Origin of the sequence: Streptomyces sp. SS1-1, from assembly GCF_008973465.1 — a bacterium.
Lineage (GTDB): Bacteria > Actinomycetota > Actinomycetes > Streptomycetales > Streptomycetaceae > Streptomyces.
In genome coordinates, this window is record NZ_WBXN01000004.1 from 199,821 (window position 1) to 210,848 (window position 11,028).

The following is an 11,028-nucleotide window of genomic DNA, read 5'->3' on the forward strand; positions in this document are numbered from 1 at the left end:
CTTGTACGGCGGGTGATGTCCCGCCCGGCCTCGGGGGCGTTGCCCGCGCACAGCCGCCGGTCTCTTCCGGCGCCGGCACCCACGACGGCTCCAGGGGCACGGCGTTCGGGCAGGTCAGCAGGGGTGTCGTCGGATGTCCGGCGGCGTAGCCCCGTTCGGTGCGGACGGGGCACCGCTTAGACTGATCCGCAGGACGACCGGTTCTGCCCCCGGCAGGATCTCTTGAAGGAAGTGAGTCGATGGACGCAAGCGGGGAACCGACCCTGCCGAGCTACCTCGGCCAGGCGTGGGGGCTGCGGGAGAGGCCGACCAAGGGTCCGAAGCGCGGTCTGAGCCTCGCGCGCATCGTCGACGCCGCCGTGGCCATCGCCGCCTCGGAGGGCCTGTCGGCTGTCTCGATGAGCCGTGTCGCGGCGGATCTGGGTGCGTCGACGATGGCGCTGTACCGGTATCTCGCCTCGAAGGACGAGCTGCTGGTGCTGATGATGGACGCGATCTATCAGACCCCTCCCTCGCTTCCCGAGACGCCGGACGAGGGGTGGCGCGCTGGTCTGTCGCGGTGGGCGTGGGAGCAGCACACCATCCTGCGCAAGCACACGTGGGCGCTGCGCATCCCGATCACCGGTCCGCCGGTGACGCCCAACCAGATCATCTGGCTGGAGCGGGGTCTGAGCTGCCTGGGCGACACGCCGCTGTCCGAGGGCGACAAGCTGTCCGTGATCATGCTGCTGAGCGGTTACACGCGCAGCGAGGCGACGGTCTCCGCGGACGTCGAGGCGACGTTCATGGCGAAGGCGCCGGACGAGCTTGCGGCGATGGCGTCGTACGGGCAGCTGGTGCGCCGGCTGGTGGGGCCCGACCGTTTCCCGGCGCTGAACAAGGTGATCGCCGCGGGTGTGCTGGACGCGCCGGCGGGCCCGGACGACGAGTTCGTCTTCGGTCTGGAGCGCATCCTCGACGGCGTCGGCGCCCTGATCGACCAGACGCGGGACTGACGGCTTCCGCACCTCCTCCACTGCTGCGCCGCGCACCCCGGAGTCGGCCCGACTCCGCCGGGTGCGCGGCTTTTTGACGTTCCGTCACATGCCTCCCACAGCACCCGTACGGGGTTCTTGACGGTCGTTTCCGGTACTGCGTAGCCTATACGCGTGCGCCGTACGCAGAAGCGTGGCGCCCATCAGGCACGGCATGCGCCGGCGGCCGGAGCGACCGGCCGCGGCCGGCGTGTGCGTCATCTCCGCCCAGGTGGTGGGCGGGCCCCTGGACAGCTGTGGCTCCCGGCGCGCCGGGGACGAAAGGTACGTCATCATGAGTGATTCCCCCGGCCTTCTCGCGAGGGTCCCCAGTGGCCGCGGCACCAAGTGGCTTGTCTTAGTGGGCTGGCTGCTCCTGGCCGGCCTGCTCACGCCGCTGTTCGGCGGCCTGGAGGACTACGAGGACCGCAGCCCCTCGGGCTCCCTCCCCCGCGGCGCCGAATCCACCGCCGTCATGATGGAGTTGGAGAAGTACAGCGAGGCGCTGGAGCAGGCCCCCGCGGTCGTCGTCTACACCCGCGAGGGCGGCATCCGGGCGGCGGACCGGAAGAAGGCCGAGGCCGACCGCGCCACGTTCGCGAAGCTGGCCGACGGCGGTGGGAGCGTCGCCGCGCCCGTGACGTCCCGGGACGGCAAGGCGCTGATGACGGTCGTCCCGCTGACCCGCGACGACGTCGAGATCGACTTCGCGGTCAAGGAGATGCGCGAGAGGGCGGAGGAGGGCGCCCCCGCCGGTCTGGGTGTGGCGGTCGCCGGCCCCGCGGGCCTGCTGAACGACTACACGCAGGCCTTCGAGAACCTCGACGTCAACCTGATGATCATGACCAGTTCGGTCGTCATCGTCCTGCTGCTGCTCATCTACCGCAGCCCGTTCCTGTGGCTGCTGCCGCTGCTGTCGGTCGGTTTCGCCGCCGTCCTCACGCAGGGTGTCGCGTACCTCCTGGCCAAGCACGCGGGTCTGCCGGTGAACCCGGCCAGTTCCAGCCTGCTGATGATCCTGCTGTTCGGAGTCGGGACGGACTACGCGCTGCTCCTCATCGCCCGCTACCGCGAGGAGTTGCGGCGCCACGAGGACCGGCACACGGCCATGGGGGTCGCGCTGCGGCGTTCGGGCCCCGCGATCCTGGCGTCCGCCGGCACCGTGGTGGTCGGTCTGGTCTGTCTGGCCCTGGCGGACATGCAGAGCTCCCGCAGCCTCGGGCTGGTCGGTGCCACCGGTGTGCTGTGCGCCTACGTCGCCATGGTGACGATCCTGCCGGCGCTGCTCGTGCTGACCGGCCGCTGGGTGTTCTGGCCGTTCGTGCCGCGGCTGGGTCAGGCCGAGCGGTCCGCGACGGGCGCGTGGGCCCGCGTCGGTGACGTCGTCGGGCGCCGTCCCCGCCTGGTGTGGCTGGGTTCGCTGGCCGTGATCGTCGCCCTGGGTGTCAGCGCGCTCGGCATGAACCTGGGGCTGAGCAAGTCCGAGGTGTTCCAGACGAAGCCGGAGTCCGTCACCGGCCAGGAGCAGCTGGCCCGCCACTTCCCGTCCGGTGCCTCCGACCCCGCCGTGGTGGTCGCGGACGCGGGCGCCGAGAACGCCGTCGTCGCGGCGGTGGAGAAGGTCGACGGGGTGCAGGTCGGGGAACGGTCGCCGAGCCCCGACGGGAAGCGGGTGACGATCGACGTCGTCCTCGAGGACGCACCCGACAGCGACGCGGCCATGGACACCATCGAGGACGTCCGGTCGGCCGTCCACGCGGTGCCCGGTGCGCGGGCGCTGGTCGGCGGCACCACGGCGGAGACCCTCGACATCGACCGCGCGCAGGGCCGTGACCTGCGGGTCGTCATCCCGGTCGTCCTCGCGGTGATCCTGCTGTTCCTGGTGATCCTCCTCCGGGCGCTCGTCGCGCCGCTGATCCTGCTGTCGACCGTCGTGGCGTCCTACTTCGCCGCGCTCGGGGCGTCCGGGATGCTGTTCGAGCACGTCTTCGGGCACGCGGGGGTCGCCTGGCAGCTCCCGCTCGTCGGCTTCGTGTTCCTCGCGGCGCTCGGCGTCGACTACAACATCTTCCTGATGACCCGGGTCCGCGAGGAGGCCCAGCTCCACGGGCACGCCGAGGGCGTCCGGCGCGGTCTGTCGGTGACCGGAAGCGTCATCACCTCGGCGGCGGTCGTCCTCGCCGCCACGTTCGCGGTGTTCACCTCGATGCCGGTCATCGACATGGTCCAGCTCGGTGTGGTCGTCGCGGTCGGCGTCCTGCTCGACGCCTTCCTCGTCCGCACGCTGCTGGTGCCGGCGCTGTCCCTGGACGTCGGCCGGGCGAGCTGGTGGCCGGGCAGGCTGTACCGGGGGCTCGGCGAGACCCCCGGGCCCGCCTCGGCCGCGGAACGCCCCCGGGCGGACGCCACGGTGGCACCCTGACCCGACCCGCACGCCGCATACGACGTACACACCGGGCCCCCGGACGCGGAACTCGCGCCGGGGGCCCGGTGCGTGCGCCCCGCCGGGGATCCGTTGCCGGGGCCATGCAGCCGGTTCCGGTTAGGGGGCGGAAGGGGGACCGCCGCGCCCCCGCGGTGGCTACGGTCGGCCCGGGATGCGCCGGCCCCCGCCCGCCGCGTCGGTCGCCGCGCACACCGTGCCGGGCCGCCGGACGGCGTCGGGCCGGCGGTGGGACCGACACGCTGATCGCAGGAGGCGGCATGACCGACACCGGCACCGGGCTCTACCTGGAGCTGCTGAAGAAGGTGCTCACCAACCGGATTCAGATGGACACCCCCGCGGACTGGCCGGCCGGGTCCGGCGCGGACGGGGAGGAGGCCCGGCCGGCCGCGTTCAGCGCGCACACCATGGTGAGCCCCGAGAGCCTCGACAACGTGCAGTACTGCGTCGAGACCGCCCTCGCCGACGGCGTGCCCGGCGACCTCATCGAGACCGGCGTGTGGCGCGGCGGCATCTGTGTGCTGATGCGCGCCATCCTCAAGGCGCACGGGGTGAAGGACCGCCGGGTGTGGGTCGCCGACTCCTTCGAGGGCGTCCCGGAGGCAGGCGACGGCAGCCATCCCCTGGACCAGGAGATGGCCCTGCACAACCTCAACACGGTGCTCAGCGTCCCGGCGGACGCGGTCCGGGCGGTGTTCGCGTCCTACGGCCTGCTGGACGACCAGGTCGAGTTCCTGGAGGGCTGGTTCAACGAGACCCTGCCGGCCGCGCCCATCGAGTCGCTGGCGGTGCTGCGGCTGGACGGGGACCTGTACGTCTCGACGATGGACTCGCTGTCGGCGCTCTACCCCAAGCTGTCACCGGGCGGCTTCGTCATCATCGACGACTACAACATGGCGCCGTGCCGGGCCGCGGTGCACGAGTACCGCGACGCGCACGGCATCAAGGAGGAGATCATGGCGGCCGACTCCGTCGGCGTCTGGTGGCGCAAGGAGTCCTGAGCCGAGCGCCCCGGAGACACACGGAAAGGCGGCCTCCACGACACCGGTCGTGGAGGCCGCCTCCGGCCGTGCGGCCCGGGGGAGGAGCCGCCGGCAGGTCAGTCGGCCCGCCTCTGGAAGAAGACGCCGGCCAGTACGACGGAGACCAGCAGGATGCCGCCGGACCACACGAGCCCGATCCAGGCGTGGTCGCCGACCGGACGGTCGAGCAGGAAGCCGCGCACGCTCTCGATGATGGCGGTGGACGGCTGGTGCTCGGCCACCCCCTGCAACCAGCTCGGCAGCGTCTTGATCGGCACGAAGGCACTGCTGACGTAGGGCAGGAACATCATCACGAAGGCGAAACTCGCGGCCGCGTCCGTCGACTTGGTGAGCAGGCCGACGACCGCCGCCAGCCAGGACATCGCGAGGATGAACGCCACCAGCACACCTGCGGCGGCGAGCCACTGGAGCGCGTCCGCCTTGGGACGGAACCCGATCAGCAGGGCGACGCCGATCACCACGAAGGTGGAGGTGATGTTCTTGATGATGCTGGCCATGACGTGGCCGCCGAGCATGGCGGCACCGCCGACGTCCATCGACCGGAACCGGTCGACGATGCCGGTACTCATGTCGTTGGCGACACCGACGCCGGTCTGGGCGGCGCCCCAGACCGTGCACAGCAGGAGCACGCCGGGTGCCACGTAGGTGACGTAGTCGCCACCCGTCTGGATCGCCCCGCCGAAGAGGTAGACGAACAGCACCATCATCATGATCGGCAGCATCAGGGACATGATCAGCGCGTCGACGTCACGTCTCGTCAGACGGGTGCACCGGCCGATCATCGTCAGCAGGCTCGACACCGTGCCCACGGAACGCGGTTTCGCGGTCAGCGCGATGCTCTCAGACACCGGCGGTCTCCTTCGCTTCGTCCGCCTCCGCCTGCGCGGTGCGGCCGGTCAGCGCCAGGAACACGTCGTCCAGGGTGGCGCTGTGGACGTTGAACTTCGCGACGCGGTCGCCGTCGGGGTCGACCTCGTCGAGCAGGGCCCGGACCCGCTGCGCGGAACCGTCCGTGGCGACGCCGATGGTCAGCAGGCCGGCGTCCTTGGTGGACGCCCGCTCCCCCAGCAGCGCCAGCACGGTGTCGAACGCGGCCCGGTCGGCGAGTTCGAGGTCCAGGCGCTGCCCGGAGACCCGTTCCTTGAGCTCGTCCGGGGTGCCCTCGGCGACCACCTTGCCGCCGTCGAGGAGGGCGATGCGGTCCGCGAGGCGGTCCGCCTCCTCCAGGTACTGGGTGGTGAGGAACACGGTGAGACCGCCCTCGGCGAGCGCGGCGACGACTCCCCACAGCGCCTGCCGGCTGCGCGGGTCGAGACCGGTGGTCGGCTCGTCGAGGAACACCACCGACGGCGAACTGACCAGGCTGGCCGCGAGGTCGAGGCGGCGGGCCATACCGCCGGAGTAGGTGCTGAGCTTGCGCCCGCCCGCCTCCGTCAGGTCGAACCGCTCGAGCAGGTACCGCGCGCGCTCGTGCGCCTCGGCGCGGGACAGGCCCGACAGACGGGCCATCATGTAGAGGTTCTCCGCGCCGGTCTGGTTCTTGTCGATCGCCGCCTGCTGCCCCGTCAGCGTGATCCGCTGGCGGACCTTGCGCCGCTCCCTGGTGACGTCGTAACCGGCGACTTTCGCCTCTCCGGCGTCGAGGGAGGTGAGAGTCGACAGAATGCGGACTGTGGTCGTCTTTCCCGATCCGTTCGGCCCGAGCAGGGCGAATACGCTGCCTTTCCGCACGCTCAGGTCGACGCCCTGAAGCACCTGTACTTTTCCGTAGGATTTCCGTAGTCCACGGGCCTCGACAGCCATTTCGTGGGTCATTCGCCGTTGCACCTCTCACCGTCCGGAGAGCATGTCCGCAGCATCTTGAAGGCGATCTGCGTGTACCGTACGCTATTGAGCGTATCCCATACACAGTCCGATGTCCACCCGCCTTGTGAGCTGCGCGGATGCCCAACTCGCGGCGGTCGTGGAGGACTTCGCGTGCGAGGGGTCGACGACTTGGAGGGCAGGCGTGCCGTTGCACCGGGAGCAGGGTGTCGAGGTCGCGGTGAATCCGGACGGCTGGCTCGTACTGTGCAATCTGAGAACGGAACAGGAGTTCTTCTACCCACCGCCGTTCACGGTGGCCTGGATCGCGTTGCAGCGCTGGGGCGGGGATCCGCATCTCGCCATCGACGAAATCGCCGAGATGTGGCAGGAGGACGCGTCGGACACATTGGACGCGGTGCAGAAATGGCTGGACGAACTGCGGGAGGCGCAACTGGTCCGTGACGACCGCCCTTAGCGCGCCTCCCTCGTTCCGGCCGCGACGCGGCCGGAGCAACGGCTCGTCAGGGACGCGCGATCCGCTGCCGTATCAGCTCCACCACGTCCGTGGCGTGCCGGTTGAGGTAGAAGTGGCCGCCGGCGAACACCCGCAGCTCGAACGGCCCGGTCGTGTGCTCCCGCCACGCCTCGGCCTCCGCCACGGTGACCTGGGGATCGGCGTCCCCGGTGAGCGCGACCACCGGGCACCGCAGAGGGGCGCCCGGGCGGTAGCGGTAGGTCTCCGCGGCCTTGTAGTCGCTGCGCAGCGCGGGCAGGATCATGCGGACCAGCTCCGGGTCCTGGAGCATCGCCGGTTCCGTCCCCTCCATCTTCACGATCTCGGCGAGCAGCCGCTCGTCGTCGCCCAGGTGCACCCACTGCGCGCGGTGCCGGGACGGTGCCGTGCGCCCGGAGACGAACAGCGCCAGCGGGGTGGTCCCGGCGGCCTCCAGCCGCCGCGCGACCTCGAAGGCCACCGTCGCGCCGAGGCTGTGCCCGAACAGGGCCAGCGGCCGGTCCGTGACGTCCGCGAGCTGCCCGGCGACGGCGTCGGCGAGCAGCCCCACGTCCTCGTACGGCGTCTCCCGGCGGCGTTCCTGCCGGCCGGGGTACTGCACGGCCAGCACCTCCACGGCGGGTGACAGGGCCCGGGAGACGGGGAAGAAGTAGGACGCGGCGCCGCCCGCGTGTGCGAGGCACACCAGTTGCGCGGCGGCCCGCGGAGCCGGATGGAATCGCCGGATCCACTCGCCGGTGCCGACGGTCACTGCCTGTCCCTTCGTCGTACGGACCGGGCGGGCCGCGCGGGCCCGGCCCGGTGTCTGTCGCCGGTGCCGGTCACCGGAGCCGGATCCGGCCGGGAGCCGGGCCCGGTCCTCCGGTCAGTCGTCGTCCTCGTCGTCCTGGTAGCCGGGCAGGGAGAGTTCGGGTGCGATGGCGAAGTCCGAGACGTCCGTCGTGCCGTGCTCGACGCGGCCGAGTGCCTCCTTGACGGCCACGCTCAGCCGCTCGGCCTTCTCGGCCTCCTTGCGGTCGCGGCCCTCGACGAACTCCGGCATGACCTCGCGGGCGAACAGCTCCAGGGACTCCATGATGTGCTCGTGCCGGTTCTTGCCGATCTGCACGGAGAAGATGATCTGGTCGACGCCGACGGCCTCGTAGCGCCGGACGATGTCGCGGATCTGCTCCGGTGTGCCGATGCCGCGGCGCAACATGCCGACCTGGTCCATCATCGCCTGCTGGACACCGCCCTGGCCGTCGTCCTCGGCGGGCGCGGCCGGCGTCCGGGTGAAGCCCAGCGCCTCCTTGGCCTCCTGGAACTCCGCCCAGATGTCGGTGACTCCGGGCCGGTGCTCACCCGTCATGTAGTAGTGCATCAGCGAGTACGAGAAGAAGTGCGCCGCCTCCAGACCACGGTCCAGGGCGACTTCCTCGTCCTCGTGACACATGAAGGGCAGCACCATGGCGACGTTCGCGTTGACGGCGCGGCCGACCGGCCGGCACTCCTCCGAGGCGAGCGTGCCGTAGTAGGCGTCCACCCACTCCTTGGCCTCCTCGGGGTTGACGAAGGAGAAGGCCAGCGCTCCCATGCCCTCGCGGGCCGCGTCCTGGATGCTGTCGCGGCGCGTGCACGCCCGCCACAGAGGCGGGTGCGGCTTCTGCTTGGGCTTGGGCACGACGTTGCGCGGCGGCATCTTCACCCAGGTGCCGTCGTGGCCGGTGAACGGCGTCTCGGTCATCATCCGCACGACGACTTCGAGCGCCTCGTGCCACTGCTCGTACTTGTCCTTCAGCTCGATGCCGAACGCGCCGACCTCCAGCTGCGAACTGCCCTGCCCGGAGCCGAAGTCCAGCCGTCCGCCGGATATCAGGTCGAGCACACCGAGCCGTTCGGCGATGCGCGCCGGGTGGTTGACGGCGGGCGGCATGTGGACGATGCCGTGCGCGAGCCGGATGTTCTTGGTGCGGGCCGCGGCGGCGGCCAGGAACACCTCGGGCGCCGACGAGTGGGAGTACTCCTCGAAGAAGTGGTGCTCGGTCGCCCACGCGTAGTCGAGGCCGAGCCGGTCGGCCAGCTCGATCTGCTCCAGCGCCTCGTTGTACAGCCTCTCCTCGCTGTCCTCCGCCCACGGGCGCGGCAGCTGGTGGTGGTAGATCAGGCCGAATCTCATGAGTACCTCCGCACGACGGTAACCGCACACAAAGGGGCTGATGGCCGACCCTAGGACGCGCTGCCGGGCCGGCGGGGCGTCCTGCCGGGCACTGAGGGGGTCGGCCGGGCGGATCAGGGGGTGGTTGCCGAGCCGCTAGGGGTGGTGGGAGCGGCCCGGTGGAAACGTGCCTGGTAGAAGAGGAGCGGATCGGGGCCGTCGGCGCTCACGCCGAGGTCCTGGACCCGGCCGACGGCGATCCGGTGGTCCCCGCCCGGGTACACCGCTTCGAGCGTGCAGTCGACCCAGGCGAGCGCTCCCGCGAGCCGGGGTGATCCGGTGGCCGCGCTCTCCCACCACTCCGCCCCGGCGAAGCGGTCGCCGTCGGCCGCGAACCGCCCGCACAGCGGCTCTTGGCCGGCGGCGAGGATGTTGGCGCAGAACCGGCCCGCCCGCTGGATCCCGGGCCAGGACTTCGAGGAGCGGGACACCGAGAACGAGACCAGCGGGGGGCGCAGGGACAGCGAGACGAACGACTGGCAGGTGAACCCGACGGGCGGGCGGCCGTCCTCCTGTGCGGTGACGACGGCGATGCCGGTGCAGAAATGGCCGAGGACGTGCCGCAGCCGCGCCGGGTCCGGCAGGCCGGCCTCGCGGGGCTGTTCGGTGGGTACGCGCATGCTCGCTCCGCCCGTCTCAGTCTCTCGCCGCTCGGCCGTCGTCGCCCGGTTCGGGCGCCGCCTGTTCGAGGATCACGTGCGCGTTGGTGCCGCTGATCCCGAACGAGGACACGGCCGCCCGCCGGGGCCGCCCGGTGTCGGGCCAGGCCCGGGGCTCGGTCAGCAGCGACACGTGACCGGCCGACCAGTCGACCTGGGAGGTCGGCGCGTCCACGTGCAGGGTGCGCGGGAGGACGCCGTGCCGCATGGCGAGCACCATCTTGATGATCGAGGCGACGCCCGCGGCGGCCTGGGTGTGCCCGATGTTGGACTTGACGGAGCCCAGCCACAGCGGCCGGTCGGCGGGTCTGTCCCTGCCGTAGGTGGCGAGGAGCGCCTGCGCCTCGATGGGGTCGCCGAGCCGGGTGCCGGTGCCGTGCGCGTCGACCGCGTCGACCTCGTCGGCCCGCAGTCCCGCCTGCCTCAGCGCGTCCCGGATGACGCGGCGCTGCGCCGGTCCGTTGGGGACCGTGATGCCGCTGGACGCGCCGTCGGAGTTGGTGGCGACGCCCCGGACGACGGCGAGGACGCGCCGGCCGTTGCGCCGGGCGTCGGACAGCCGTTCCAGGACGAGCAGGCCCGAGCCCTCGCCCCAGCCGGTGCCGTCCGCCGCGTCCGCGAAGGACTTGCAGCGTCCGTCCGGGGAGAGACCGCGCTGCGAGCTGAAGTAGACGAACGTCTCCGGTGTGGACATCACGGTGACGCCGCCGGCCAGGGCGAGAGAGCACTCGCCGGTGCGCAGCGCGTGCGTGGCCATCCGCAGGGCGACCAGCGACGAGGAGCAGGCCGTGTCGAGGGAGACGGCGGGGCCCTGGAGTCCCAGGGTGTAGGAGATACGGCCGCTGGTGAGGCTGCCGCCGCCGTCGGCGCCGTCGTAGTCGTGGTACATGACGCCGCAGTAGACGCCGGTGGAACTGCCCTTGAGGGACAGCGGGTCGATCCGGGCGTTCTCCAGCGCCTCCCACGCCGTCTCCAGCACGACCCGCTGCTGCGGGTCAATGTCGCGGGCCTCGCGCGGGGACATCCCGAACAGGTCGGCGTCGAAGTCGGCGGCGTCGTGCAGGAACGCGCCTTCCTGGGTGACGGTCCGTCCGGGCCTGCCGGGCTCCGGGTCGTACAGGGCGTCGATGTCCCAGCCGCGGTCGGCGGGGAACGGGGTGACGGCGTCGCGCCCCTCGGTGAGCAGCCGCCAGAACGCCTCCGGCGAGTCGGCTCCGCCGGGGTAGCGGCACGCCATGCCGATGATGGCGACCGGTTCGCCGGCGGCGCGCCGCAGCCGGGTGTTCTCCTGCTTGAGCTTGTCGTTCTCCAGCACGGAGGTGCGCAGCGCCGCCACGATCCTCTCGGTGTCCGCCG

9 protein-coding genes and 1 pseudogene are annotated in these 11,028 nt (G+C 71.5%); 4 read left to right on the forward strand and 6 right to left on the reverse strand.

The window, feature by feature from the left end:
• The first annotated feature begins 239 nt into the window (after positions 1–239).
• From F8R89_RS02005 to F8R89_RS02015, 3 genes are all read left to right on the forward strand, one after another.
• Positions 240–995: a TetR/AcrR family transcriptional regulator gene (locus tag F8R89_RS02005; RefSeq protein ID WP_151782306.1), complete on the forward strand. Its 756-nt coding sequence runs from the start codon at positions 240–242 to the stop codon at positions 993–995.
• Positions 996–1,374: 379 nt separating this feature from the next.
• Positions 1,375–3,435, forward strand: a complete 2,061-nt coding sequence (locus tag F8R89_RS02010; RefSeq protein WP_225994296.1) for an MMPL family transporter — start codon at positions 1,375–1,377, stop codon at positions 3,433–3,435.
• Between the two features lie 281 nt (positions 3,436–3,716).
• Positions 3,717–4,457: a TylF/MycF/NovP-related O-methyltransferase gene (locus F8R89_RS02015; protein WP_151782308.1), complete on the forward strand. Its 741-nt coding sequence runs from the start codon at positions 3,717–3,719 to the stop codon at positions 4,455–4,457.
• A 98-nt stretch (positions 4,458–4,555) separates the two neighbouring features.
• Here F8R89_RS02015 and F8R89_RS02020 read toward each other — a convergent pair whose 3' ends face one another.
• Entirely contained in the window at positions 4,556–5,299 is a 744-nt protein-coding gene (locus tag F8R89_RS02020) for an ABC transporter permease (protein ID WP_151787950.1), read from the reverse strand.
• 40 nt (positions 5,300–5,339) lie between these two features.
• Positions 5,340–6,314, reverse strand: a complete 975-nt coding sequence (locus F8R89_RS02025) for an ATP-binding cassette domain-containing protein (protein WP_151782309.1) — start codon at positions 6,312–6,314, stop codon at positions 5,340–5,342.
• Positions 6,315–6,414: 100 nt separating this feature from the next.
• Between F8R89_RS02025 and F8R89_RS02030 the strand changes: the two genes are divergently transcribed.
• A complete protein-coding gene (locus F8R89_RS02030) occupies positions 6,415–6,780 on the forward strand; it encodes a hypothetical protein (protein WP_151782310.1) in 366 nt (121 codons plus the stop codon).
• A 46-nt stretch (positions 6,781–6,826) separates the two neighbouring features.
• Here the strand turns inward: F8R89_RS02030 and F8R89_RS02035 are convergent, their stop codons facing one another.
• The 4 genes and pseudogenes from F8R89_RS02035 to F8R89_RS02050 all read right to left on the reverse strand — a co-directional run.
• The gene (locus tag F8R89_RS02035) at positions 6,827–7,570 is read right to left on the reverse strand and encodes a thioesterase II family protein (protein ID WP_151782311.1); all 744 of its coding nucleotides are present in this window, start codon (positions 7,568–7,570) and stop codon (positions 6,827–6,829) included.
• Positions 7,571–7,684: 114 nt separating this feature from the next.
• Complete coding sequence (locus F8R89_RS02040) at positions 7,685–8,974, reverse strand: LLM class flavin-dependent oxidoreductase (protein WP_151782312.1); 1,290 nt, start codon at positions 8,972–8,974, stop codon at positions 7,685–7,687.
• Positions 8,975–9,087: 113 nt separating this feature from the next.
• Entirely contained in the window at positions 9,088–9,633 is a 546-nt protein-coding gene (locus tag F8R89_RS02045) for a flavin reductase family protein (protein ID WP_151782313.1), read from the reverse strand.
• A gap of 40 nt (positions 9,634–9,673) precedes the next feature.
• Positions 9,674–11,008, reverse strand: a pseudogene (locus tag F8R89_RS02050) (type I polyketide synthase); the annotation flags it as partial.
• Between the last annotated feature and the right edge of the window lie 20 nt (positions 11,009–11,028).

Excerpts from the sequence above, each read along its gene's own strand:
- F8R89_RS02025 (WP_151782309.1), bottom strand. The coding sequence starts at position 6,314 with ATGACCCACGAAATGGCTGTCGAGGCCCGTGGACTACGGAAATCCTAC.
- F8R89_RS02040 (WP_151782312.1), bottom strand. The coding sequence starts at position 8,974 with ATGAGATTCGGCCTGATCTACCACCACCAGCTGCCGCGCCCGTGGGCG.
- F8R89_RS02005 (WP_151782306.1), top strand. The coding sequence starts at position 240 with ATGGACGCAAGCGGGGAACCGACCCTGCCGAGCTACCTCGGCCAGGCG.
- F8R89_RS02030 (WP_151782310.1), top strand. The coding sequence starts at position 6,415 with ATGTCCACCCGCCTTGTGAGCTGCGCGGATGCCCAACTCGCGGCGGTC.
- F8R89_RS02045 (WP_151782313.1), bottom strand. The coding sequence starts at position 9,633 with ATGCGCGTACCCACCGAACAGCCCCGCGAGGCCGGCCTGCCGGACCCG.
- F8R89_RS02015 (WP_151782308.1), top strand. The coding sequence starts at position 3,717 with ATGACCGACACCGGCACCGGGCTCTACCTGGAGCTGCTGAAGAAGGTG.